Below are 26,205 nucleotides of genomic sequence, written 5' to 3'. Positions count from 1 at the left end.
GGGCAGAAAGCGCCGGGGGATGAGTTTTTACCCTCCGCCTGGTGGCACACTGGTCAAAAATGCCGCGACAGGAAAATGGAATGAAACGCACCGCAATAGCCTTTCTGATGTTACCCGCACTGGCACATGCTGACTGGTCGTCACCGGGGTTTAACGCCTTTAGCGCCGAAGGCACCGGCGTTTTCATAAGCCAGGCAAAGCTTGCGAAGGGTACGCGTCCTTTGACCGTGAGTTTTGACAACACGTGCTGGCAGCCAACAGACGCGATAAAACTCAATGAGATGCTGTCACTTAAACCCTGTGACGGCACGCCGCCGCAGTGGCGCCTGTTCCGCGACGGTGAATACCAGATGCGAATAGATACCCGCTCCGGCACGCCCACTCTGCTGCTGACCATCCAGAGCACTGCAGAACAACCGGTGGCAAACGTAATCCGCCAGTGCCCAAGGTGGGACGGTAAACCGCTGACGCTGGACGTCAGCCATACCTTCCCGGAAGGCTCGGTCGTGCGCGACTATTACAGTAAACAGACCACGACAGTGCAGAACGGAAAAATCACTCTGCAGCCAGCTGCCAACAGCAATGGCCTGCTGCTGCTTGAGCGCGCAGAAACCGACAAACCCGCGCCGTTTAGCTGGCAAAACGCCACCGTCTATTTTGTACTGACCGACCGCTATGTGAATGGCGATCCTGGCAACGACAACAGCTATGGCCGTCATAAAGACGGCATGCAGGAGATAGGCACATTCCACGGCGGCGATCTTAAGGGACTGGCCAGCAAGCTCGATTACTTACAGCAGCTGGGCGTGAATGCCCTCTGGATAAGCTCTCCGCTTGAGCAGATCCATGGCTGGGTGGGCGGGGGGACCAAAGGTGACTTCCCTCATTACGCCTATCACGGCTACTACACCCAGGACTGGACAACGCTTGATGCCAATATGGGTAGCGAAGAGGATTTACGCCATCTTGTTGATGAAGCGCATAAACGCGGCATTCGCATCCTGTTCGATATCGTGATGAACCACACGGGCTACGCAACGCTTGCGGACATGCAGGAGTATCAGTTTGGCGCCCTGTACCTGCAGGGCGATGAGCTGAAAAAGACGCTGGGAGAGCGCTGGACAAACTGGACGCCGGGCGCAGGCCAAAGCTGGCACAGCTTTAACGACTACATCAACTTCAGCGACAAAGCCGCATGGGAAAAATGGTGGGGGAAAAAGTGGATCCGCACCGACATTGGCGATTACGACAACCCCGGCTTCGATGATTTAACGATGTCGCTGGCGTTCTTACCCGATTTGAAAACAGAATCCACCGCGCCTTCCGGGTTACCTAACTTCTATCAACACAAACCCGATACCCATGCGAAAGCCATTCCGGGCTATACCCCGCGCGATTACCTGACCCACTGGCTCAGCCAGTGGGTCAGGGACTATGGCATTGACGGTTTCCGGGTGGATACCGCCAAACACGTCGAACTTGCGGCCTGGCAACAACTGAAAGACCAGGCAAGTCAGGCGCTGGCCGCCTGGAAAGGCGCGAACCCGGACAAGAAGCTCGACAACGCGCCATTCTGGATGACCGGGGAATCCTGGGGCCACGGGGTCATGCAGAGCGATTATTATCGCCACGGCTTCGACGCGATGATCAACTTCGATTATCAGGAGCAGGCGGCGAAAGCGGTGAATTGCCTGGCTGATATGGACCTCACGTGGCAGCAGATGGCGGAAAAGCTGCAAAGCTTCAATGTGCTGAGCTATCTCTCCTCGCATGACACGCGACTGTTCCGTGAAGGCGGCCAGCGCGCGGCCGAACTGCTCCTGTTAGCTCCGGGTAGCGTTCAAATCTATTACGGAGATGAATCTGAACGTCCGTTCGGCCCGACGGGTTCCGACCCGCTGCAGGGCACCCGTTCAGACATGAACTGGCAGGACGTGACGGGCAAACAGGCTTTAACCGTCGCCCACTGGCAAACGCTGGGTCAGTTCCGCGCCCGCCATCCCGCGATAGGTGAAGGCAAGCAAACCACGCTGTCGCTGAAAGAGGGGTATGGCTTCGTGCGCGAGCATAAGGGCGATAAGGTGATGGTGGTTTGGGCAGGTAATCAATAAACCACACCCCTCACCCTTTGGGGTGAGGGGAAAAGCACCAGAACTATTCACTACATAAATCCACTCCCGCCAGATAAAACAACAAATCCGACCACACCAGCCGATTTGCACCAGCACGGTGCTAGCGTTATGGTTACCCACTTTCAAAATAAGCTCGACAGATCACCTGCTATGACGTTTTCACTTTTCGGCGACAAATTTACCCGCCATTCAGGCATTACTCGCCTGATGGAGGACCTCAACGACGGGCTGCGCACACCGGGCGCAATCATGCTCGGCGGCGGAAACCCGGCTCAAATCCCGGAGATGAATACCTATTTCCAGACCCTGCTTGCTCAGATGCTGGAAAGCGGCAAAGCAACCGATGCGCTTTGCAATTACGACGGCCCGCAGGGGAAAACTGAACTGCTGGCACTCCTCGCTGAAATGCTGCGTGACGAGCTGGGCTGGGATATCGAACCACAGAATATTGCACTGACAAACGGCAGCCAGAGCGCATTTTTCTACTTGTTTAACCTCTTCGCGGGGCGTCGCGCCGATGGCACCACCAAAAAGGTGCTGTTCCCGCTGGCACCAGAGTACATCGGCTACGCCGATTCCGGCCTGGAAGAGGATCTGTTCGTCTCCGCGCGCCCAAACATCGAACTGCTGCCGGAAGGCCAGTTCAAATATCACGTCGATTTTGAACATCTGCATATTGGTGAAGAGACGGGCATGATCTGCGTGTCACGTCCCACGAACCCAACGGGCAACGTGATCACCGACGAGGAGTTAATGAAGCTGGATGCGCTGGCGAATCAGCACGGCATCCCGCTGGTGATCGATAACGCCTACGGCGTACCGTTCCCCGGTATTATCTTCAGCGAAGCACGTCCATTGTGGAACCCGAACATTGTCCTGTGCATGAGCCTCTCTAAGCTGGGCCTGCCGGGCAGCCGCTGCGGCATCATCATCGCCAATGAGAAAATCATCACCGCCATTACCAATATGAACGGCATTATCAGCCTTTCACCGGGCGGCATCGGTCCGGCGATGATGTGCGAAATGATCAAACGCAACGACCTGCTGCGCCTGTCGAATGAGGTCATCAAACCGTTCTATTACCAGCGCGTTCAGGAAACCATTGCGATTCTTCGCCGCTATTTACCGGAAGAACGCTGCCTGATCCACAAACCTGAAGGGGCGATTTTCCTGTGGCTGTGGTTTAAGGACCTGCCTATCACCACCGAACTGCTCTACCAGCGCCTGAAAAAGCGCGGCGTACTGATGGTACCAGGTGATTACTTCTTCCCGGGGCTGGATAAGCCGTGGCCACATACACATCAGTGCATGCGGATGAACTACGTGCCCGATCCGGAAAAAATTGAAGCCGGGGTGAAAATTCTCGCCGAAGAGATCGAATACGCCTGGCGCGAAGATACGCAGTAAGGGCTTACGCCAGATGACGCACCAGACGGTACGTCATCTGGCAGGCTCCGCAACGATAAACCTGCCCTTGTGCTACGCCTCGCGCACGTTAAAACCCAGCTCTTTTGAAATAGCCTCTGCCGTTTCGCGCAGCGGCTTGAGTAAGTTCTTCTCGCCCACCTGCTTCATGCGCGACGTCGACAGCGATATAGAGATCGCGTACGGCACGCGGCCATGAATATCAAATACCGGCACGGCAATACAGGAGACACCCAGTTCGTTCTCTTCTTTGTCCATCGCCATGCTGTGCTCGCGGATCGTTGCCAGTTCGTCATACATCGCGCTCAGTTCGGTGATGGTATTGCGGGTCAACGGCTGGATCTGATCCTGGTGGCTTTCCCAGTAGCTCGCCACATACGCCTGTTGACCAAACGCCATGTAGATCTTGCCCATCGCAGAGCAGTAGAGCGGCATATGCTGACCGATATAAGCACGCGTGCGCAGCATACCGGTTGTCGGCTCAAGCTTATAAATCAGAATAGCGTGGTCGTCTTCCCGGCTGGAGAAGTTCACCGTCTCGCCGGTAGCAATGTTCAGCGCTTCAAGGTGTGGCGCCGCCACGTGGATAATATTCAGTGATGACAGCGCCTTTTGCCCGACGGCGATAAATTTGGTGGTCAGGCGATAGCTCCCCGCCGCGGGTGCCGGCGTGACGTACCCGCACGACTGCAATCCCTGCAGCAACCGGTGCACGGTGCTCTTATTTAGCCCCGCCAGTTCCGATAAATGCGCCAGCGGACAGCCGTTCGGATAGTTACTGAGGATCTCAATCAGCATCAGGCCGCGAAACAAGCTCTGGCTGCCTGCTGGCCTCTCTTTTTCTTGCGTCATTTCGCTCTCTTTCATGCTTTTCCCATGGCTCCTGTTTAGCGCGTCCTGATGGTAGCGCAAAGTGTGGGTCAGTTCACGATCTCGACAGAAAAAATACAACCAGTTGATTTTAATCGATTTTGAAAAACAGGAATGTCGTTGATCTGACAAATTTTGATCGCTATATTTGAAATCAGATTTCGCATAGTGAAATTTAGCGATAAAAAAGCACTCGCACTTGCCCCGACAAAAACAGGAGAACAGGGATGAAAGTGACCTTCGAAGAGTTGAAAGCGGCGTTCAATCGGGTTCTGCTCGATCGCGGTGTCAACGCGGATACCGCGGACGCCTGCGCGGAGATGTTTGCCCGCACCACGGAATCCGGCGTCTATTCGCATGGCGTCAACCGCTTCCCGCGCTTTATCCAGCAGCTTGACGCCGGCGACATCATTCCTGACGCCCAGCCAAAACGGGTTACCACATTAGGGGCCATCGAACAGTGGGATGCGCAGCGATCCATCGGCAACCTGACAGCGAAGAAGATGATGGACCGCGCCACCGAGCTGGCGTCCGATCACGGGATTGGTCTGGTGGCGCTACGTAACGCTAACCACTGGATGCGCGGCGGCAGCTACGGGTGGCAAGCCGCCGAGAAGGGCTATATCGGGATTTGCTGGACCAACTCCATAGCCGTGATGCCCGCCTGGGGCTCAAAAACGTGTTGCATCGGCACCAACCCGCTGATCGTGGCCATTCCTTCCAGCCCGATCACCATGGTCGATATGTCGATGTCGATGTTTTCCTACGGCATGCTGGAGGTCAATCGTCTCGCGGGGCGCGAACTCCCGGTAGACGGCGGCTTTGACGACGAGGGTAATCTCACCAGAGAGCCTGGCGTGATTGAGAAAAACCGTCGCATCCTGCCGATGGGATACTGGAAAGGCTCCGGCTTATCGATCGTGCTCGATATGATCGCCACCTTGCTCTCCAACGGCGCGTCCGTGGCGGAAGTCACCCAGGACAACAGTGACGAATACGGCGTGTCGCAGATCTTTATCGCCATCGAGGTCGATCGCCTGATCGACGGACCAACCCGCGACGCTAAGCTGCAGCGCATCATGGACTTTATCACTACCGCAGAGCGGTCAGATGAAAACGTGGCGGTCCGTCTGCCGGGGCATGAATTTACGCGTCATCTGGAAGAGAACCGTCGCCACGGTATCACCATCGACGACAGCGTGTGGGCGAAAATCCAGGCACTGTAAGGAGTGGACCATGATATTCGGACATATCTCGCAGCCCAATCCGTGCCGCCTGCCACGCGCCATTGAAAAAGCGCTGGATTTTCTGCGTACCACGGATTTCACCTCCCTGATGCCGGGCGTCGTTGAAATCGAAGGACGTAACATCTTTGCTCAAGTGCTCGACCTGACCACCAAAGCACAGCATGAGAATCGCCCGGAAGTACATCGCCGCTACCTCGATATTCAATTCCTGGCCTCCGGCGAAGAGAAAATCGGTATCGCTATTGATACCGGCAATAACGAAATAAGCGAATCATTGCTCGAACAGCGGGATATTATTTTTTATCACGACAGTGAAAATGAGTCGTTTATTGAAATGGTACCGGGCAGCTACGCCATATTTTTCCCGCAGGACGTTCACCGCCCTGCCTGTATTAAAAATAAAAGTTCTGCAATTCGTAAAATTGTGGTGAAAGTTGCCATCAGCGAATTGAATTAATTTTTTATAAATAGTGGAAACGCGAAATGACCAACACCGGGTTTATTATTGGTGCGTATCCCTGCGCACCCTCGTTTCACCAGCAAGGGGAACAAGAAGAACGGGCCTTCTGGCGGGCACTTTCCGACACGCCGGATATCCGTGGGCTGGAACAACCGTGTCTGGAAAATCTCCATCCGTTTGGTGATGAATGGCTGTTCCGCCATACGCCGGGCGACTGGCAAATGGTTGTCACCGCCGTTATGGAAACCATGCGCCGCCGGGGCACCCACGGTGCGTTTGGCCTGGCGTCTGCTGACGAAGCGCAGCGTAAAGCCTGCGTCAATTTCTACCGTCATCTGCATCAGAAAATTGACGCCGTGAATGCCCGTTTTCCAGGAAAAATTATCGCGCTGGAGATGCAGGCGGCTCCGCAGATCGGCAATGCTTCTGTTGAGCAGGCCACCGACGCATTTTCCCGCTCTGTTCGCGAAATCACCGCGTGGGACTGGTCCTGCGACCTGGTGCTTGAACATTGTGATGCTATGACAGGTCTCGCCCCGCGCAAGGGTTTCCTGCCTCTGAAGCAGGTTCTGGAGGCGATCAACGAGACCGATATCAGCGTCTGCATCAACTGGGCGCGTTCGGCCATTGAAGGACGCAACACAACGCTTCCGGTTGAGCATGTGCAGACCGCCCTTCAGGCCGGAAAGCTGGGCGCGCTGATGTTCTCGGGTACCACCCTCAGCGGGGAGTACGGTGAATGGCAGGATCTGCACGCGCCGTTTTCTTCGTTCTGCGCCGACAGTCTGATGTCCACTGAACACGTAAAAGCACTGTTTACTGCGGCGCACGCCGCAACGTTGAAATTCTCCGGTATTAAATTACTGGAAATAAATGCTAATGCTGACGTCGGGCATCGTATCGCTATTTTACGCGACGGCATTAGCGCGATGAAAAAAGCAACACAATAACAATAAAAAAACGTAATTCCGGTTACCTACACTGAGAGATTAAATATGACTACGTCTACTCAAGCCCTACATGCGGACATTCCGCGCCAGCGCTGGCTAAGAATCATTCCCCCTATTCTTATCGCCTGCATTATTTCTTATATGGACCGTGTGAATATCGCTTTTGCCATGCCGGGCGGTATGGATGAAGAGTTGGGTATTTCCGCCACCATGGCAGGTCTGGCGGGCGGGATATTTTTTATCGGTTATCTGTTCCTGCAGGTTCCCGGCGGCAAGATTGCCGTGCACGGCAGCGGTAAGAAGTTTATCGGCTGGTCACTGGTCGCCTGGGCGGTGATCTCGGTTCTGACCGGGCTTGTGACGAATCAGTATCAGCTTCTGGTGCTGCGTTTCTTACTCGGTGTGGCGGAAGGGGGGATGCTGCCCGTTGTGCTCACCATGATCAGCAACTGGTTCCCGGATGCCGAGCGCGGTCGCGCCAACGCCATTGTGATCATGTTTGTGCCCATCGCCGGGATCATCACCGCCCCGCTGTCGGGCTGGATTATTACCACACTCGACTGGCGCTGGCTGTTTATCATTGAAGGGCTGATGTCCATCGCGGTGCTGGTGCTGTGGGCGTTCACCATTTATGACCGTCCCCAGGAAGCCCGCTGGATCTCAGAAGCAGAGAAAAACTATCTGGTGCACACGCTGGCGGCTGAACAGCAGGCCATCGCCGGAAAAGAGGTGAAAAACGCCTCGCTCAGTGCGGTGCTGTCAGACAAAACCATGTGGCAGTTGATCGCCCTGAACTTCTTCTATCAGACCGGAATTTACGGTTACACCCTCTGGCTGCCCACCATTCTCAAAGAGCTGACGCACACCAGCATCGGCCAGGTGGGAGTGCTCGCGATCCTGCCTTACATCGGCGCTATTGCGGGCATGTTCCTGTTCTCTACGCTCTCTGACCGTACCGGCAAGCGCAAGCTGTTTGTCTCCCTGCCGTTGATTGGTTTCGCGCTCTGCATGTTCCTCTCGGTGGCGCTCAAAGCGAATACCTGGCTGGCCTATGCCGCTCTGGTGGGCTGTGGTTTCTTCCTGCAGTCGGCCGCAGGCGTGTTCTGGACCATTCCGGCCCGCCTGTTCAGCGCGGAGATGGCGGGCGGTGCGCGCGGCGTGATCAACGCTCTGGGCAACCTCGGTGGCTTCTGCGGCCCGTATGCGGTAGGCGTGCTGATCACGCTCTACAGCAAAGATGCGGGAGTGTACTGCCTGGCGGTCTCTCTGGCGCTGGCATCGCTGCTGGCCCTGCTGCTGCCGGCGAAATGTGATGCGGGGACAGAGCCCAATCCCACGGTGACCCCCCATAAACGTGCGGCCTGATGCCCCCAAACCGAACCGTAGGCCGGGTAAGCGCAGCGCCACCCGGCGAATAAGCGAGATCAAGATGAGTGAAAAAGAGCCCTTCTGGCTGGGTATCGATTGTGGCGGTACTTATCTGAAAGCCGGTTTATACAACAGCCAGGGCAAAGAAGTCAGTATCGAACGCCGCTCCGTTGCCACGCTCAGCCCACGAGCGGGCTACGCCGAGCGGGATATGCCCCAGCTGTGGCAGCACTGCCACGCGACCGTGGCCTTGCTGCTCAACCATTCAGGGATAAACGGAAAACAGATCAAGGGTGTCGGTATTTCCGCGCAGGGCAAGGGACTGTTTTTACTGGATAAAAATGACAAGCCATTGGGTAACGCCATCCTCTCCTCTGACCGCCGGGCCCTGGACATTGTGCAGCGCTGGCAGCAGGACGGTATTCCCGAAAAACTGTATCCGCATACGCGCCAGACGCTGTGGACCGGGCATCCGGTCTCCCTGCTGCGCTGGATCAAAGAGAACGAACCGCAGCGGTATCAGCAAATCGGCTGCGTGATGATGGCGCACGACTATCTGCGCTGGTGCCTCACCGGCGTAAAAGGCGGCGAAGAGAGCAACATTTCCGAGTCCAACCTCTACAACATGAACACCGGCCAGTACGACCCACAGCTTACGCGCTGGCTTGGCATCAGCGAGATTGACAGTGCACTGCCGCCGGTTGTCGGTTCAGCAGAAATTTGCGGGGAAATCACCCCTCAGGCAGCCGCGCTTACCGGTCTCGCGGCGGGCACGCCTGTCGTGGGTGGACTGTTTGATGTGGTTTCCACCGCGATCTGCGCCGGACTGCATGACGAACATACGCTGAACGCCGTGATGGGCACCTGGGCCGTCACCAGCGGGATCGCCAGTGCGCTTCGCGACAACGAACCATTCCCGTACGTCTATGGACGCTACGTGCATCCACAGCAATACATCGTGCACGAAGCCAGCCCTACCTCGTCCGGCAACCTGGAGTGGCTGACCGCGCAGTGGGGCGACATATCATTCGATGAGATCAACCTTGCCGTCGCCAGCCTGCCGAAAGCCGAAAGCGATCTGTTCTTCCTGCCGTTCCTTTACGGCAGCAACGCCGGGCTGGAGATGACCAGCGGCTTCTACGGCATGCAGGCGCTGCACACCCGCGCGCATCTGCTCCAGGCTGTTTATGAGGGCGTGGTATTTAGCCACATGACCCACCTCAACCGTATGCTCGAACGCTTTACCCACGTTCATGCCCTGCGCGTAACGGGGGGACCCACCCATTCTGAGGTGTGGATGCAAATGCTTGCAGACGTCAGCGGCCTGGCCATTGAACTGCCGCAGGTTGAGGAGACCGGTTGTTCCGGCGCGGCGCTGGCAGCCCTGGTTGGCACTGGCGTATATCCCGATTTTCACGCGGCGCAACGCGCCCTTCGACACGACATTCGGGTCATTGAACCTGACATGCACGCCCATGCAGCCTATCAGCGCAAGTATCAGCGCTACCGGCTACTGATTTCAGCACTACAGGGCTACCACGCCCGCGTTAAGGAGTACGACCTATGAGCCGACCATTATTGCAGCTGGCGCTCGACCACACCTCTCTGCAGGCCGCGCAGCGCGATGTCGCGACGCTTGCAGATCACGTTGATATTGTCGAAGCGGGCACCCTTTTGTGCCTGACCGAAGGGCTGAACGCCGTACGCGCCCTGCGCGCGCAGTGCCCGGATAAGATCGTCGTGGCGGACTGGAAAGTGGCCGATGCCGGAGAAACGCTGGCGGAACAGGCGTTTGGCGCAGGCGCGAACTGGATGACCATTATCTGCGCCGCACCTCTGGCGACCGTTGAAAGAGGCCACGAAGTGGCACTGCGTTGCGGGGGAGAAATCCAGATGGAACTCTTTGGCCACTGGACGCTGGACGACGCGCGCGCCTGGCAGCGCATCGGCGTGAAGCAGGCCATTTATCACCGGGGTCGCGACGCCCAGGCCAGCGGACAGCAGTGGGGCGAGGCGGATCTCGCCAGAATGAAAGCCCTCTCCGACATCGGTTTGCAGATCTCGATCACCGGCGGCATCACCCCCGCCGACCTGCCGCTGTTTAAGCAGATCAACGTGAAAGCCTTCATTGCCGGACGCGCGCTGGCAGGCGCGGCCAATCCATCGCAGGTGGCGCACGCGTTCCATTCACAAATCCGCGACATCTGGGGAGCGTAACCATGCGTCAGCATCCGTTAGGTATTTACGAAAAAGCGCTGTCGAAATCCCTCACCTGGCCGGAGCGCCTGGTGCTGGCGAAAAGCTGCGGGTTCGACTTTGTTGAGATGTCGGTTGATGAAACCGACGAACGCCTGTCGCGCCTCGAGTGGAGCACCACGCAGCGCGCATCGCTGGTTGAAGCGATGCTGGAAACCGGGGTGGCGATCCCCTCCATGTGCCTGTCTGCCCACCGCCGCTTCCCGTTTGGTAGCCGGGATGAAACCGTGCGTGAACGCGCCCGTGAAATCATGACTAAAGCCATCAGGCTGGCCCGCGATCTCGGCATTCGCACCATCCAGCTTGCGGGTTATGACGTCTACTACGAAGCGCACGACGAGGGCACGCAACAGCGCTTTGCTGAAGGGCTGGCGTGGGCTGTAGAGCAGGCCGCGGCCGCCCAGGTGATGCTGGCGGTGGAGATCATGGACACGGCGTTTATGAACTCCATCAGCAAATGGAAAAAGTGGGACGAGATGCTCGCCTCGCCGTGGTTCAGCGTTTATCCGGATGTCGGCAACCTCAGCGCGTGGGGCAACGATGTGGCTGCCGAATTGACGCTGGGTATCGATCGCATCGCTGCAATTCACCTGAAAGATACCCAGCCCGTCACCGAGCAAAGTCCGGGACAGTTCCGCGATGTGCCGTTTGGCGAGGGCTGCGTCGATTTCGTTGGGGTATTTAACACACTCAATCAGCTGAACTATCGCGGCGCGTTTCTGATTGAAATGTGGACTGAAAAAGCAAAAGAGCCGGTGCTGGAGATCATCCAGGCGCGCCGCTGGATTGAAGCCCGCATGCAGGAAGGAGGCATGACATGTTAGAACAACTCAAAGCCGAGGTACTGGCGGCAAACCTGGCGCTTCCCGCCCACCAGCTGGTGACCTTCACCTGGGGCAACGTCAGCGCAGTGGATCGCGCAAGCGGCCTGATGGTGATCAAGCCCTCCGGCGTGGAGTATGACGTGATGACCGCAGAAGATATGGTAGTGGTGAATATCGCCACCGGTGAGGTGGTCGAAGGCCGCAAAAAACCCTCGTCAGACACCCCAACGCATCTTGCGCTGTATCGTCGTTTCCCTGAGATTGGCGGCATCGTGCATACTCACTCTCGCCACGCCACCATCTGGTCGCAGGCGGGACAGGATTTACCGGCATGGGGCACCACGCACGCCGACTATTTCTACGGGACAATCCCCTGCACGCGGAAGATGACCCCGGCCGAGATTGCAGGGGAATACGAATACCAGACGGGGGAAGTGATCATCAAAACCTTCGAGGAGCGCGATCTCAGCCCAGTGCAGATCCCGGCGGTTCTGGTGCACTCTCACGGCCCGTTCGCCTGGGGTAAAGATTCCGCCGATGCGGTACACAATGCCGTCGTGCTGGAAGAGTGCGCCTACATGGGCCTGTTCTCGCGCCAGCTTGCCCCCCAGCTTCCGGTTATGCAGCAGGAACTGCTCGACAAACATTATCTGCGTAAGCACGGGGCACATGCCTATTACGGCCAGTAATCATCCGGAATTAATATGCTCTTTACAGTACCGCCGTTTCCAGACGGCGGGGGTTAACCCGGTGTGCTTTGAAAATATCTGTCGGAAATAACCTACGTCATTAAAACCGCAGCGGGTGGCCACTTCGGTGAGCGAGGCGGTGCCATCCAGCAACAGTTTTTCTGCCGCCCTGACGCGCTGGCGATGTATTGCTTCCGTCAGGGTTAAATGGAAAGTCCGGCGAAACACGCGTCCGAGATAATCAGCATTACAGTGCAACGCTTTTGCCAGTTGCGATGTGGAAAGTGGCAAATGAAACTGCGTGCGAATAAGCTGCTTCGCCTTCCATGCTATTGCCGCCCCGGCCTCATCGACGTTGTCTTCATATCCCGACGAGATCGACACCTGCTGTAAAATCAGTAATAAAATCATCTCCAGCGCCACGCTTCGCTGTAATTTCTCCTGCTCGCTGAGGAATTGCCGAAATAGCGCAATAACATATTGCGCATCCCTTACGCGGCAATGTTGTTCTATTGCCAGAGGGGTGGCTTCTGGCAAGGTGATATGTTGCTTTTCAACCTCAAAGTGGAGCCAGTAAAAGCGCAGGTCCGCCGGGAAATCCTCCACGCCCACGTGTCGACGGCCCGGCCAGAGAAGCAAACTTTCTCCCGCCTTCACCTCAAAGAGATGATGTTCCTCCTGGATCGTTAATGTCCCTTTTTCAACAAATATTATCTCCCATGAGGTTAACTTCCTGGCAGGGTGACGCCCCACGCCCCGGGAAATAAACAGCCCGCCATTCTGGACTTTAATCGGAAGCGCTATGGATAATTCGAGCATGGATATTCACCATTCCGCTTTTATTGCCGTTAATATTCGACTTACGCTTTGATTATTAATAAATAATCGAATAACGGCCCGATCAAACTCACATTTTTATCATCAGGTCGGAATCGTCATCTTTTTATACTTTTCCCTTCCCTTGTTGGCCTGTCTGTTCGGTGCAGAATAAATGCGTACCTTGCACAAATACGATAATAAATTCGATTCCCGAGGAGTTATCTCATGACTTCCACACCGATTACAGAATCAGACGTGACACAAGGGGCAACCGATAGCCGTTTGTCCGTTCGCGAGAAAATTGGCTACGGCCTGGGCGATGCGGGCGGAACGGTGATGACCTGCCTGATCATGAATTTTCTGACCTTTTTCTACACCGACGTTTTTGGCCTCACCCCGGCACTTGTCGGTACGCTGTTTATCGCCCTGCGCGTCTTTGATGCCATTTCCGACCCGGTGATGGGCATCATTGCCGACCGCACTCAGAGCCGCTGGGGACGCTTTCGTCCCTGGCAGCTGTGGGTGGCATTTCCCATCGGAATTATTGGCGTGCTGACCTTCACCGCGCCGGAAGCCAGTATGGGCGTGAAAATCGCCTGGGCGTTCGGCACATACCTGCTGTTGTCCGTTGGCTATACCGCCATCAACGTCCCCTACTGCGCGCTGATCAACACCATGACGACTCGTCACAACGAGGTGATCTCCTGCCAGTCATGGCGCTTTGTGCTGTGCGGCGTGGCAGGTTTTCTGGTCTCCGTGGGTCTGCCGTGGCTGGTTGCGGAGTTGGGCCAGGGGAATGCCGCACGGGGCTATCAACTGGGGGTTGGCGTGCTGTGCGCCATCGCGGTGGTGATGTTTCTCTGCTGTTTCTTCTGGGTGCGTGAGCGCGTTCCGCTGGCGCTGATGGGCAAATTCACCCTGCGCGAACACCTGGCCGGTCTGCGTAAAAATGACCAGCTGCTGCTGATGCTGGTGATGTCGTTTTTGCTGATCAACGTGTTCAACATCCGCGGCGGCGGTTACATGTACTTCATCACCTACGTGCTGCAGGGCAGCACCGCCTATACCTCGCTGTTTTTCACCATGGTGACCTTCGCGGCCATTCTGGGCGCGGTGATCGTCAACCCTCTCTCTCGCCGCGTTGATACTGTCAAACTCTACTACTACACCAACCTGGTGCTGGCCGCGCTCGCGGTGGGCATGTGGTTCCTGCCCGGCGGCCCGGCTCACCAGACCCTGTGGCTTATCGTCATTCTGAGCAACGGCGTCATTCTCGGTTTTACCCTGCCGCTGCACTTCTCGCTGATGGCCTTTGCCGACGACTACGGCGAGTGGAAAACGGGCGTGCGCTCGTCGGGCATGAACTTCGCCTTTAACCTGTTTTTCATCAAGCTGGCGTGGGCATCCAGCGCCGGGATCATCAGTCTGGTGTTTATCGCCGTGGCCTACCAGCCTGGCACGGGCAACCAGACTCCCGCTTCACTGCAGGGTATCACCGCCATGGAGACGTTACTCCCTGCCCTATTCCACCTGCTGCTGGCTGTCTCTGTTCGCTGGTGCAGGCTCAACAACCCGATGATGGCGCGCATTGCCACCGATCTGCGCCAGCGTCATGTATCGTCCTGAGGAGAACGCTATGTCCGTAATGGAAGCCAACCTGCACAACCTGAAAATCAACGACCCGTTTCTCGGCCAGTATCAGCGGCTGGTGCGTGATGTGGTGATCCCCTACCAGTGGGATGCGCTGAACGATCGCGTGCAGGACGCCGAACCCAGCCACGCCATCACCAACTTCCGCATCGCGGCAGGCCTCGAGCAGGGGGAGTTCTACGGCATGGTCTTTCAGGACAGCGACGTGGCGAAATGGCTGGAAGCCGTAGCGTGGTCGCTGTGCCAGAAACCGGATGCTGAACTGGAAAAAACCGCCGACGAGGTCATTGAACTGATCGCGGCAGCGCAGTGTGAAGATGGCTATCTCAATACCTATTTTACGGTAAAAGCCCCCAGCGAGCGCTGGACCAACCTGGCTGAATGCCACGAGCTTTACTGCGCAGGACATATGATTGAAGCCGGCGTGGCGTATTTTCAGGGCACCGGTAAACGCCGTCTGCTGGAGGTGGTATGCCGTCTGGCGGACCACATCGACAGCGTGTTTGGCCCTGGTGACAGCCAGCTCCACGGTTATCCGGGTCACCCGGAAATCGAGCTGGCGCTGATGCGGCTTTACGACGTTACGCAAGAGCCACGCTATCTCACGCTGGTGAAATATTTTATTGAACAACGCGGCGTGCAGCCTCACTTCTACGATATCGAATATGAGAAGCGTGGAAGAACGTCATACTGGAACACCTACGGTCCGGCATGGATGGTCAAGGACAAAGCCTATAGCCAGGCGCATCAGCCACTTGCTGAACAGCAAACGGCCACTGGCCACGCGGTGCGCTTTGTCTACCTGATGGCGGGTATGGCGCATCTGGCTCGTCTGAGCCATGACGAGGGCAAGCGGCAGGACTGCCTGAGACTGTGGAACAACATGACGCAGCGCCAGCTGTACATAACTGGCGGGATAGGCTCGCAAAGCAGCGGTGAAGCCTTCAGCAGCGATTATGATTTGCCCAACGATACGGTCTATGCCGAAAGTTGCGCCTCCATCGGCCTGATGATGTTTGCCCGTCGGATGCTGGAGATGGAGGCCGACAGTCACTACGCCGACGTGATGGAGCGGGCGTTATACAACACGGTGCTTGGGGGCATGGCGCTGGACGGTAAGCACTTCTTCTATGTGAACCCGCTGGAGGTCCATCCGCAAACCCTGGCATTCAACCATATCTACGATCACGTGAAACCCGTTCGTCAGCGCTGGTTCGGCTGTGCCTGTTGCCCGCCGAATATCGCTCGCGTGCTGACGTCGCTGGGGCATTACATCTATACCGTTCGCCCGGATGCGCTTTTTATTAACCTCTACGTGGGCAACGAGGTCGCCATACCGGTGGGCGACGAGACGCTGCAACTGCGGATTAGCGGCAATTATCCGTGGCAGGAAGAGGTAAATATCGAGATCGTCTCGCCTGCGCCGGTGAGGCATACCCTGGCCCTGCGGCTCCCGGACTGGTGCGCGGAGCCTGCCGTGTCGCTGAACGGTGAAGCCGTTGCGGGTGAAATCTCCCGGGGATACCTCTACCTGACCCGTACCTGGCAAGAGGGGGATGCTGTCACGCTGACGCTACCGATGCCGGTTCGCCGCGTGTATGGAAACCCGCAGGTACGCCAGCAGGCGGGCAAAGTCGCCCTGCAGCGCGGCCCGCTGGTCTACTGCCTGGAAGAGGCCGATAACGGAGCCAACCTACATAACCTTTCCCTGCCTGCAGACAGCGAATTTCGGGTCTTTGCGGGAAAAGGAATATTCGCGCATAAGATGCTGATTCAGGCTGAGGGGATGGGGTGTCACGTGAAGGACACGGATGCGCTGTGGCAGTACGACCGCTCGCCGGTACAACGTCAGCCCCAGACGCTGACCTTTATTCCCTGGTTCAGCTGGGCTAACCGGGGAGAAGGGGAAATGCGGATTTGGGTGGATGAAGGCTGATTATCTGCGGCCTGTTGCCCTCACCCCAACCCTCTCCCACGGGAGAGGGAGTCAATCCGTAGGCCGGGCAAGGCGAAGCCGCCACCCGGCTTTATCACATCAGAAACGCCAGGTCAGGCCGGTCATCAGCGCGAAGCTGTCGTCGCGGTCGATCATCGGGCTGTTCTTCACATCGTCAGGTAATACGGTATAGACCGCGCTGGCGTTAAGGAACAGCTTCTCGGTTAACTGATATTTTGCCGCCAGGCCAATGTATGGCGTCCAGCTGTCACCGGCGGTGTATTCATCCAGACCTGAGCGACGAGACTCGCTGCCGGATACGCCGTAGTAGTAGTCGTTGTAGCTTTCGTCGCTGTAGAAAACACCGACAGAGGGCGTCAGAGTCAGGCGTTCCATCCTGATTGGGCGGAAGTACGAGACCTCGCCCACCACGCCACCGCTTTCATCCATCGCATCGCCGGCAACGGCCACTTTCAGAGACCCCCAGCTTTCGTGGCGGTAGTAGGCGCCACCGAGGAAGGCAGACGCTTTACGCTCATCAAGTTTTTTCATCTGATGGTCGTCGTTATCATCTGGATCAAAATGCAGCGGCATCCACGATGCGGTCAGGCTGAATTCATTTTTTGCGTCTTTCCACAGGATCCATCCGCCCGTGGTCTGGCGAACATAGAATCTGTCGCCTTCATAGCTAATTAACGGAACCGCGGTGGTATTTTCATTATATCCTTTGTAAGGAGACTCATTAAATACAGCCCCCGCGCCAAGTGAAAAGTCACCGGCCATTGCAGAAGTTGTTGCAAATAACGTGGCCGCGATGAGTAAATTGTATTTAATAGTCATTACATGTAATCCATTTATATGCCAAACAAGCGAGGCGCATAATAATGGTTACAAATTTGCCAATGCAACGCTGCGGTTTATATAATATTATATATAAAATCATATAGATGGGTGCGCAGGATGAGTAAATTACAGCTAAAACCACGCGAATTAAAAATCATATCCGTCATCGCCGCAACCCACAGCATTGGTGATGCCGCCGCCCTGCTGGGTATGGCGCAGGCCAACGTCAGTAAATATCTGTCTGATTTTGAAACGCGGGTTGGGCTGAAGGTTTTCGAGCGCACCACCCGTCAGCTCGCCCTCACCCAGTTTGGCGAGGCGTTACTCCCATACGTGAATGCCACGCTGGATAAGAACAGTCAACTTGTTAATTTCATTGCTGATTATAAGCATGAAAAGCGTGGCAAAGTGACGATCTACGCCCCAACGGGCATCGTGACCTATCTCGCGCGACACGTGATCCATCAGATAGAGAACATCGGTGACATCCGCATCTCCCTGAAAACCTATAATCTGGACCGGAATGAATTTTCAGAAGGAGTTTCCTTTCCGGATGACTGCGATATTTTAATTACTTATGCGCAGCCGAAAGACGAAAGTCTGGTTGCCAGCGTGCTAACAAAATATTCTGTAACGGCATTCGCAACCGTTGAATATTTAAATAAACACCCCTTGAAGGGACCTGAAGATTTAATTAATCACTCCTGTATTCTCATTGATTCCATGCTGGTCGATGATGCAAACATCTGGCGTTTCCGCGTCCACGGCAGCGATCACGTACATGATTACCGGGTAACCGGTAATTATATTTGTGACAATACGCAAACGGCCCTGGAGCTGGCAAGAAATAATCTGGGAATTGTGTTTGCGCCAAAAGAGAGTCTGAAAAAAGAATTAACCAAAGGCATGCTGGTCCCCTGCTTTCCGCACCAGGAGGAGTGGTGGCTCGATCTGACCGCCATCTTCCGTAAACGCGAATACCAGCCCTGGCGTGTGCAATACGTTCTGGACGGCGTTCTGAACTGCCTGCGCCAGCAAATTGCTCAGGCCGCCCATGGACGGCCTGAACTGGGTGATTAGAACAGCCCCAGCGGTTTATCAGAGTAGCTGACCAGCAGACATTTCGTCTGCTGATAATGCTCCAGCATCATCTTGTGGGTTTCACGCCCGATACCCGACTGCTTATAACCCCCAAACGCCGCGTGCGCCGGATAGGCGTGGTAGCAGTTAGTCCATACACGCCCGGCCTGTATGCCCCGGCCCATTTTATAGGCCAGATTACCGTTGCGGCTCCAGACGCCTGCCCCCAGGCCATATGGCGTGTCGTTGGCAATCTCCAGCGCCTCCTCCATCGTTTTGAAGGTGGTCACGGCCAGCACCGGTCCGAAAATTTCCTCCTGGAAAACGCGCATATTGTTCTGGCCGAACAGGATCGTCGGCTCAAGGTAGTACCCCTCCTGCAGATCCCCACCCAGCACTTTACGGCGACCGCCGGTCAGAATATCCGCCCCTTCTTTCTTGCCGATATCAATGTAGTTGAGGATAGTCTCCAGCTGTCCGTGCGAGACCTGCGCGCCCATCTGGGTGACGTTATCGAGCGGGTTACCGCTGCGGATAGACTCGACGCGGCGAATGGCCCGCTCCATAAAGCGCTCATAGATGGACTCCTGCACCAGCGCGCGGCTCGGGCAGGTACAGACTTCGCCCTGGTTAAAGGCAAACAGCGCAAATCCTTCCAGGGCTTTATCGAAGAAGGCATCTTCTTCTTCCATCACGTCCGCGAAGAAGATATTCGGGGATTTGCCCCCCAGCTCCAGCGTCACCGGAATGATGTTCTGCGTGGCGTACTGCATGATCTGCTGGCCCACTTCCGTCGAGCCAGTAAACGCCACTTTAGCGATACGTTTTGAAGTAGCCAGATATTCGCCTATCTCACCGCCCGCGCCGTTCACCACGTTAATCACGCCCGGCGGCAGAAGATCGCCAACGATTTCCATCAGCAGCAGAACCGAGAGCGGCGTCAGACGGGCCGGTTTAAGCACAATACAGTTTCCCGCCGCCAGCGCCGGTGCCATTTTCCAGCTCGCCATCAGCAGCGGGAAGTTCCACGGAATAATTTGCCCGACGACGCCCAGCGGTTCGTGGAAGTGATACGCCACGGTGTCACTGTCTACCTCGCTGATCCCGCCCTCCTGGGCACGAATACAGGAGGCGAAATAGCGGAAGTGGTCAATCGCCAGCGGCACGTCTGCCGCCATGGTTTCCCGGATCGGCTTGCCGTTATCCCAGGTTTCAGCCGTCGCCAGCAGCTCAAGGTTTTGCTCCATCCGGTCGGCAATCTTGAACAACAGGGCTGCCCTGTCCTGCACGGAGGTATGGGCCCATTTATCTTTCGCTTTGTGCGCCGCATCCAGCGCCAGATCGATATCACGCTTGCCGGAGCTGGCAATCTCACACAGCGGCTGGCCGGTAACAGGGGTCAGGTTGGAATAATATTCGCCGTCGACGGGAGCGACCCAGTCGCCGCCAATAAAGTTGTCATAACGGGGCTTCAGCTTAAGGGGAAAACCATACTCGCCAGGCTGGATACGCGATGAGGGAGGATTGTTTGTCATGACCGTCTCCTTGCTGTGGGTGTACAACAAGGGTAGTACCGGCTGGTGATTTTATCGCCAGCCGGTAACGGTGTTTACGACAGGGGTCACGGTGTTTCTGGAAAGAGCAGTGAATCCCGCAGGACATGATCGTTACCACGACGGCGGGTGAAGCCGATGCGGTTGAAATACTCCAGGATTTGAATCGCCAGCTTGCGTCCCACGTTCAGTTGGTCGCGGAAATCGGCTGCGCAGGTGGAGCCCCGCGCCTGATCCCGCTCGCGGATCAGGTTCGCAAACGCAACAATACGATCGTTACGGTAATAACGATCTTTTACGATCGCGACTATCAGCCCCTGCTGCGCGGCATGGCGCAACACCTGACGCATCACCTGCTCGTCGGCGTTTGTTTCACGAGCCAGATCGCGAACCCACCACGGTTCGTCGCCAAACAGCGGGGCCACTTTCTGCCATATTGCCTCTTGCTCTGCGCTAAACCCGGCCTTGTGATCCGGCAGGTGCAGCCAGCCGTGGTGGCTTTTGATCGCCCCGCTTTCGCGCATGTTTTCAATCAGCAGCAGCACCAGCGCATCGTCTTCCATTGGCAGCGCCATGCGCCGCAGACGTTCCCGACCCGGACCAGGCTCATCCTGATGCTGTTCATGGTAAGTGGCGAGCGTAGTCAGTATCTTGCGCTGCCAGCGTGCGGCAACCGGGGCATTGAGCAGGCGGTTACCCGCCTGTATAAAGCCCGGCTCTTGTGTCAGCTGTCGTAAGCCTTCCCCGCTCAGCTGGCGCGCCCATGCGAAATCCTTAAGACTCACCGCCCCACGCTCAAGATGCACCCGCAGCGCGGCGTCATCTTCTCTGGCCTGCGCCAGTGCGGCCAGCCACTGCAGATATTCAGGTTTACGCTTGCCGCGTCGCGGTGGGTTAAGCATCACCACCCGCGCCCCGGCCAGCGTTTCGCGCGCGGAAATATCACGCAGTACCAGACGATCGTTGTCTGCCAGCCACAGCGGCGAATCGAACACCAGTTCAGCAAGGTCGTTTTCCAGCAGCGACACGCGCCCGGTAATATGGCTGGCCGCGTGGTGAATATGCAGCGGCTGCCATTGGGTCAGCGGCGCATGCGTCTGCAGGGAGACAATGACGCGTTCAGACGGTTCAGGCGGGGCATCGGCCAGCAGCCAGTCGCCGCGGTTAAGCTGCTCTTTTTCCGCATCCCCGGCAATATTAAGGGCGATCCGCTGCCCGGCGTGAGCATGCTCTGTGGGCTGGTTTTGAGCATGCAGGCCGCGCACGCGCATCGGTTTATTCACGCCCGTCAGCCATAAGCTATCGCCTACTTTCACTTCGCCGCTGAGCGCCGTCCCGGTGACCACCAGACCCGCCCCTTTTACGCTAAACGCCCGGTCAATCGCCAGACGGAAACGGTGATGGCCGGCGTGATCACGTGATGAAAGATGCTGCAAATGGTGGCGAAGTTCGTCGATACCTCGCCCTTCGGTCGCCACGGTGACAAAAAGCGCTGCATCGGCAAAGCCATATTCACGTAAGGTCGCCTGCACCGCTTCGCGCACCTCGCTGACGCGTGCGTCATCCACGCGATCGGCTTTGGTCAGCGCCACGGTCAGCTGCGGATTGCCGGTCAGCTGCAGGATCGCCAGATGCTCGCGGGTTTGCGCCATAACGCCATCATCACAGGCCACCACCAGCAGGGCATGATCGATGCCGCCTACCCCCGCCAGCATGTTAGACAGAAACTTTTCATGCCCCGGCACATCAATAAAACCCAGCACGCGGCCATCAGGCTGGGGCCAGTAGGCATACCCCAGATCGATGGTCATGCCGCGCTTTTTCTCTTCCGGCAGGCGGTCGGCGTTTACGCCGGTGATCGCCTGCAGTAACGTGGTTTTTCCGTGGTCAACGTGACCGGCGGTGGCAATAATCATTTCAACAACATCTCCAGAAATCGCTCTTCATCTTCAAGGCAGCGCAGATCCAGCCACATCCGGCCATCGTAAATCCGCCCGATCACCGGCGTCGACAAATTACGCCAGCGCGACGACAGGGCTTCAAGGTGGCTGCCGCGCCCGTCGCGCGGGGTGAACGTCAGCGCTTCACTCGGCAGCCTGTCCACAGGCAGCGAACCGCTGCCAATCTGTGACTGGCAAGGCTCAATGCGAACGTCAAAATCGGGGTAGTGCGGGGCGACGCGCGGCAGCAGTAACTCGGCCTGGGCGCGAATCGAGGCGGCATCCCGTGTTAACAGACGCAGCGTCGGCAGGCGGTCAGCCAGCTTCTCAGGATGGAGATAGAGTCGCAGCGTCGCGTCCAGCGCGGCAAGCGTCATTTTATCGGCACGCAGGGCGCGCTTGAGCGGGTGCTGCTGCAGCTTCGCAATCAGCTCGCGTTTACCCACGATAATCCCGGCCTGCGGCCCGCCCAGCAGTTTGTCGCCGGAGAAGCTGACCAGGCTTACGCCCGCCGCAATCATCTCCTGCGGCATCGGTTCTTTTGGCAGGCCGTACTGACTCAGGTCGACCAGCGAACCGCTGCCGAGATCGGCAATCACCGGTATATTCAGCTCATGCCCTATCGCCACCAGCCCGGCCTCGTCAACAGCTTTGGTAAAGCCTTCAATATGGTAATTGCTGGTGTGGACCTTCATCAGCAGGGCGGTATTTTCATTTACCGCCGCGCGATAATCTTTCGCATGGGTGCGGTTGGTGGTACCCACTTCATGCAGCGTACAGCCCGCCTGGCGCATCACGTCCGGGATGCGAAACGCGCCGCCAATCTCCACCAGCTCACCGCGGGACACCACCACCTCTTTGCCGCTGGCGGTGGCCGCCAGCATCAGCAGCACCGCTGCGGCGTTGTTGTTCACAATGCAGGCATCTTCCGCGCCGGTCAGCTGGCACAGCAACTCCGCCAGCGCGCGATCGCGATGCCCGCGCCCGGCGCCGTCCAGATCGTACTCCAGCGTCACAGGCGCTCGCATGGCCTGCATCACGGCGTCCACCGCCTCTTCCGCCTGCTGCGCGCGCCCCAGATTGGTATGCAGCACGGTTCCCGTCAGGTTAATCACCGGGCGCAACGCGCTTTGCGCCTTCGCCTCCAGCCGCTGTTCAACTTCCTGCTCCCACGCACTACACCAGGCGGGCAAGGCGTTTTCTGCCTGAATCGCACCTCGGGCTTCGTCCTGAAGCAGACGTAACATCTCAACCGTCGCGGTATGGCCGAAACGTTCAACAGCGGCATGAATGCGGGGGTTGCGAAGAAGACGATCGGTCGCGGGGATTTGGCTGTACAGCGAATGATGAGTAGTCATGAAAGCGCCTGGCGAGTAAATATCTTCCCCCCTCCCGACGGGAGAGGGAGTTAACATGTGGAGAGATTGTACCCCCTCCCGCGGCGAAGTGTTATAACCCGCGTCAAGCCTTTGGCGGTTCGGTACGGGCAAAGCTCTCGCGGCTAAAAAGCGATTCTGCGAGTTTCACCAGCAACGGACGGTCGACGCACCAGCCAGGGGAGACGCGGCGGAAGTTGAGGTAACCGATGGCGCAGGCGATGGCGATGGTCCCCAGGTTCAGGCTGTCGATGTGGATCTTGCCCTCCCGGATAAGCTGTTCGCACCGGTCCAGGCTGCGGCTGATTTTTTCCCGCTGGCGCAGCAGTTCGTTTTCTGACTGCTGGGCAGCAGGCCGCGCCTGTTCTCGCACGGAGGTGAGCGCCGCATCCATAATGCCGTCGGCCAGGGCTTCAATTTGCTTCACCGCCAGCGCCGCTTTTGGGTCAGCAGGCAGCATGGCCGGCGCAACGCCCAGCAGTTCGATGTACTCGGCAATAATCGGGGAATCGAACCAGTATTCACCCTCGTCCGTCACCAGCGCGGGGACTTTCCCCAGCGGATTGTACTGCGCGACGCCGTTTTCGGCGTTGTAGGGCTGCTCATTGACGAATTCAAATTCAATCCCCTTCTCCAGCAGGAGAATCGAGATTTTTCGCACGAAGGGACTGGTGTAGCTACCGATGAGTTTCATTGCCTGATCCTTGATGCCGGAAAAAAGTCAGTATGGATCAAGCGATGAAAAAAGGGCAGGTCTGCGTGTCGCATTCCTGCCCGGGAGGGATTAGTGATCGAGGTAGAGGTAGTGCATCCAGCTGGTCATACGCAGCAGCACTTTACGCATGACCGAAACGTGGGCGAAGTGGTCCGAATAGACTGCCACCTGGGCATAGATACCGTCCGGCAGGGCATCGACTTCGGCGTTGGGTTCCAGCTCAATCAGCGCCTGTACGCCATCCGTGCCCGGCACCACCGTCAGCGACTGCAGTGCGCCCTGCGCCTGATAGGTTCCTCCCGGCACCACCGGCAGAATACTGGTGAGCTTACCGGAGAACACCTGGCCCGGCAGGGCGTTAAACACCACTTCCGCTTCATCACCCGGCTTCAGACGCAGCAGCGAGTTCTGGCGGAACTGGGCCACGATCTGACGTTTCTGTTCAGGAATAAAGACCATCACCGGACGCAGAGGCAGCGCGGCGGCATAGGTCCCCGGACGGATCAGCACCTGGGTGATATAGCCATTGCTCGGTGCACGCACCACGGTCTGATCCAGGTTGTATTTCGCTTCGGCAAGCTGGGCGCGCAGGGAGGCAATCTGCGACTGTTCGCCGTTCACCATGCTGTCTAACTGGCTTTGGATCTGCACCTGTTCAGCCACGGAGCCTTTTACCAGTGCATCCTGCGCCAGATAGTTCTGCCGCGCGTTGTCGATATCGCTTTCAGAGAATGGATTCACCTTCGCCTGGCTGCCTTTCAGGTAGCGCTGATAATCTTTGTACAGGCGATCGCGCTCAGCGGAAACGCGCGTGGTATTGGCGACAGCTTCCGCCAGCTGCGCTTTCAGATTATCGATGTTGTGCGTCGCGGTCACCAGGTCAGCCTGCAGTCTGTCGACCCGCGCCTGATAACGGCCTGGATCCAGTTTAAATAACACTTCGCCTTTTTTAATTAGCTGGTTATTTTTATCGGTCACTTCGCTAACCACGCCAGTCACCTGCGGCGTAATCGGAATGGAAATAACCGCTTTTTGCGCCGTAAACGTATACGGGTGGTTATAGTTCATGAGCAGAATAAGTCCGGCAACAATAAACACCCCGCCTAATGTAGCGGTGGCAAGCGTCCACTGGTTTACCGGAATACGGAATATTTTAAAGATGGCCCAGGCAAATGCCACGTAGGTCAAAATAATCAACAGATCCATGATTAGCGCTCCAGCGTGTTCTTATCAGCAGTAGGCTCTACTGCGGCCAGCTTTTGTTCGAGTTCCGCCACGCGTTTGGCTAGCGCATCCATGCCCGGGACCTCATCAGCCCTGGTGATGTGGTTTTGCATACCCCAGCCGCGATCTTCGCGGTACAGGGTGGCCCAAATCCACAGGAACGGCCAGATGGCATGAAGCGTAAACAGACTAATCCACCCTGCCGTGTGAATAGCATCGGCATGCGGATGGTTACGCTTTTTGGCCATATTATAAGGGATGTCATGAATGGCGATGATTCCGTAAAAAAGAACCAGAAATACAAAAATCAATACGCCCAGCGCAAAATAGTTGAGAAACATATTCTCCTCACTTAAACAACGTCAACTCATTAAATTAATAAAACAGTACGCAACCTAATTATTTTTTATAAAAACGGTTTTTTGCTCACTATTTCAGAGCCGGGGAGTATGGATTTTTATAATATCTCCTTGCAAGTTTATAAGCGTGTCAAAATATATCCTGAATAATAATAGACTTAACCTTACATTATGAGCGTAACCCACCTTTTAACTTTTCGCCATACCACACATCAAAAGTGGTTTTTTAGCTTTACGTGTCGTGCTGTATCAGCCTGGCACCGAATCGCAAAGCAGAGTTTGCTGGCGATCGCAGCCGGAGAAATCTGCATAAAAATATTTTGTGAAATCAATCACAATCCAGAAACAAACACGCCAAATCAAAATGTGATGCATATCACGAAAAATGGTAGTTTTTGCGTTAATTCTCACCATCGTATTTTTTTTGTCCACTTATTTTGTGATTCAGATCACCCAATTACTGACCACACCCCCTACATTTACGTGACA

At 56.4% G+C, this 26,205-nt stretch carries 22 protein-coding genes; 13 read left to right on the top strand and 9 right to left on the bottom strand.

All coding sequences use genetic code 11. The annotated features are described in order from the left end of the window. Positions 1-80 precede the first annotated feature (80 nt). Both C1N69_RS00790 and avtA read left to right on the top strand, forming a co-directional pair. On the top strand, positions 81-2,111 hold the full coding sequence (locus C1N69_RS00790; protein WP_155030525.1) for an alpha-amylase: 2,031 nt from the start codon (positions 81-83) through the stop codon (positions 2,109-2,111). 171 nt (positions 2,112-2,282) lie between these two features. Further along, positions 2,283-3,539 carry a valine--pyruvate transaminase gene (gene avtA / locus C1N69_RS00785; RefSeq protein ID WP_025758385.1) on the top strand — a complete coding sequence of 419 codons (1,257 nt, stop codon included), beginning with the start codon at positions 2,283-2,285 and terminating at the stop codon, positions 3,537-3,539. 72 nt (positions 3,540-3,611) lie between these two features. Here avtA and yiaJ read toward each other — a convergent pair whose 3' ends face one another. Continuing rightward, positions 3,612-4,424 (bottom strand): IclR family transcriptional regulator YiaJ, encoded by an 813-nt coding sequence (yiaJ, locus tag C1N69_RS00780; protein WP_025758387.1) that lies wholly within the window; start codon positions 4,422-4,424, stop codon positions 3,612-3,614. 230 nt (positions 4,425-4,654) lie between these two features. Here yiaJ and yiaK point away from each other — a divergent pair, with 230 nt between their 5' ends. The 8 genes from yiaK to araD all read left to right on the top strand — a co-directional run bounded on the left by yiaK (position 4,655) and on the right by araD (position 12,221). Further along, positions 4,655-5,653, top strand: coding sequence for a 3-dehydro-L-gulonate 2-dehydrogenase (yiaK, locus tag C1N69_RS00775; RefSeq protein ID WP_095441419.1), 999 nt, complete (start codon positions 4,655-4,657; stop codon positions 5,651-5,653). Positions 5,654-5,663: 10 nt separating this feature from the next. Then, entirely contained in the window at positions 5,664-6,131 is a 468-nt protein-coding gene (locus tag C1N69_RS00770) for a YhcH/YjgK/YiaL family protein (protein ID WP_059386745.1), read from the top strand. Between the two features lie 26 nt (positions 6,132-6,157). Then, a complete protein-coding gene (locus C1N69_RS00765; RefSeq protein WP_047957480.1) occupies positions 6,158-7,084 on the top strand; it encodes a DUF4862 family protein in 927 nt (308 codons plus the stop codon). 45 nt (positions 7,085-7,129) lie between these two features. After that, complete coding sequence (locus C1N69_RS00760; RefSeq protein ID WP_155030524.1) at positions 7,130-8,449, top strand: MFS transporter; 1,320 nt, start codon at positions 7,130-7,132, stop codon at positions 8,447-8,449. Positions 8,450-8,513: 64 nt separating this feature from the next. Next, on the top strand, positions 8,514-10,019 hold the full coding sequence (locus C1N69_RS00755; protein WP_155030523.1) for an FGGY-family carbohydrate kinase: 1,506 nt from the start codon (positions 8,514-8,516) through the stop codon (positions 10,017-10,019). Next, a complete protein-coding gene (gene ulaD, locus C1N69_RS00750; RefSeq protein WP_045286013.1) occupies positions 10,016-10,669 on the top strand; it encodes a 3-keto-L-gulonate-6-phosphate decarboxylase UlaD in 654 nt (217 codons plus the stop codon). The genes C1N69_RS00755 and ulaD overlap by 4 nt, the downstream gene beginning before the upstream one ends. 2 nt (positions 10,670-10,671) lie before the next feature. Then, the gene (locus C1N69_RS00745; RefSeq protein WP_155030522.1) at positions 10,672-11,532 is read left to right on the top strand and encodes an L-ribulose-5-phosphate 3-epimerase; all 861 of its coding nucleotides are present in this window, start codon (positions 10,672-10,674) and stop codon (positions 11,530-11,532) included. After that, positions 11,526-12,221 carry an L-ribulose-5-phosphate 4-epimerase gene (araD, locus tag C1N69_RS00740; protein WP_155030521.1) on the top strand — a complete coding sequence of 232 codons (696 nt, stop codon included), beginning with the start codon at positions 11,526-11,528 and terminating at the stop codon, positions 12,219-12,221. Before C1N69_RS00745 ends, araD begins: the two co-directional genes overlap by 7 nt. Here araD and C1N69_RS00735 read toward each other — a convergent pair whose 3' ends face one another. After that, a complete protein-coding gene (locus C1N69_RS00735; RefSeq protein ID WP_095452079.1) occupies positions 12,222-13,040 on the bottom strand; it encodes a helix-turn-helix domain-containing protein in 819 nt (272 codons plus the stop codon). Positions 13,041-13,265: 225 nt separating this feature from the next. Between C1N69_RS00735 and C1N69_RS00730 the strand changes: the two genes are divergently transcribed. Both C1N69_RS00730 and C1N69_RS00725 read left to right on the top strand, forming a co-directional pair. Beyond that, a complete protein-coding gene (locus tag C1N69_RS00730; protein WP_155030520.1) occupies positions 13,266-14,666 on the top strand; it encodes an MFS transporter in 1,401 nt (466 codons plus the stop codon). A 10-nt stretch (positions 14,667-14,676) separates the two neighbouring features. Continuing rightward, a complete protein-coding gene (locus tag C1N69_RS00725) occupies positions 14,677-16,626 on the top strand; it encodes a glycoside hydrolase family 127 protein (RefSeq protein WP_155030519.1) in 1,950 nt (649 codons plus the stop codon). Between the two features lie 99 nt (positions 16,627-16,725). Here C1N69_RS00725 and C1N69_RS00720 read toward each other — a convergent pair whose 3' ends face one another. After that, positions 16,726-17,466: a MipA/OmpV family protein gene (locus tag C1N69_RS00720; protein ID WP_155030518.1), complete on the bottom strand. Its 741-nt coding sequence runs from the start codon at positions 17,464-17,466 to the stop codon at positions 16,726-16,728. A gap of 120 nt (positions 17,467-17,586) precedes the next feature. On the opposite strand from C1N69_RS00720, the gene C1N69_RS00715 reads away from it, so the two are divergent. Next, on the top strand, positions 17,587-18,549 hold the full coding sequence (locus tag C1N69_RS00715) for a LysR family transcriptional regulator (RefSeq protein WP_047957471.1): 963 nt from the start codon (positions 17,587-17,589) through the stop codon (positions 18,547-18,549). On the opposite strand, the gene aldB is transcribed toward C1N69_RS00715, so the two are convergent. From aldB to C1N69_RS00685, 6 genes are all read right to left on the bottom strand, one after another. Then, entirely contained in the window at positions 18,546-20,084 is a 1,539-nt protein-coding gene (aldB, locus tag C1N69_RS00710; protein ID WP_045286022.1) for an aldehyde dehydrogenase AldB, read from the bottom strand. The genes C1N69_RS00715 and aldB overlap by 4 nt on opposite strands. Before the next feature lie 86 nt (positions 20,085-20,170). Beyond that, positions 20,171-22,018 carry a selenocysteine-specific translation elongation factor gene (selB, locus tag C1N69_RS00705; RefSeq protein WP_155030517.1) on the bottom strand — a complete coding sequence of 616 codons (1,848 nt, stop codon included), beginning with the start codon at positions 22,016-22,018 and terminating at the stop codon, positions 20,171-20,173. Then, a complete protein-coding gene (gene selA, locus C1N69_RS00700) occupies positions 22,015-23,400 on the bottom strand; it encodes an L-seryl-tRNA(Sec) selenium transferase (protein ID WP_095441429.1) in 1,386 nt (461 codons plus the stop codon). The genes selB and selA overlap by 4 nt, the downstream gene beginning before the upstream one ends. Positions 23,401-23,503: 103 nt before the next feature. Further along, positions 23,504-24,112 carry a glutathione S-transferase gene (locus C1N69_RS00695; protein WP_025758412.1) on the bottom strand — a complete coding sequence of 203 codons (609 nt, stop codon included), beginning with the start codon at positions 24,110-24,112 and terminating at the stop codon, positions 23,504-23,506. A gap of 90 nt (positions 24,113-24,202) precedes the next feature. Beyond that, positions 24,203-25,339 (bottom strand): HlyD family secretion protein, encoded by a 1,137-nt coding sequence (locus C1N69_RS00690; protein WP_025758413.1) that lies wholly within the window; start codon positions 25,337-25,339, stop codon positions 24,203-24,205. 2 nt (positions 25,340-25,341) lie between these two features. Further along, positions 25,342-25,698 (bottom strand): DUF3302 domain-containing protein, encoded by a 357-nt coding sequence (locus C1N69_RS00685; RefSeq protein WP_025758414.1) that lies wholly within the window; start codon positions 25,696-25,698, stop codon positions 25,342-25,344. Positions 25,699-26,205 lie beyond the last annotated feature (507 nt).

It is taken from the genome of Enterobacter sichuanensis (genome assembly GCF_009036245.1).
GTDB classification, from domain to species: domain Bacteria; phylum Pseudomonadota; class Gammaproteobacteria; order Enterobacterales; family Enterobacteriaceae; genus Enterobacter; species Enterobacter sichuanensis.
Note: the sequence above shows the minus strand (reverse complement) of the source record. Positions and strands in the feature narration are given on the sequence as shown.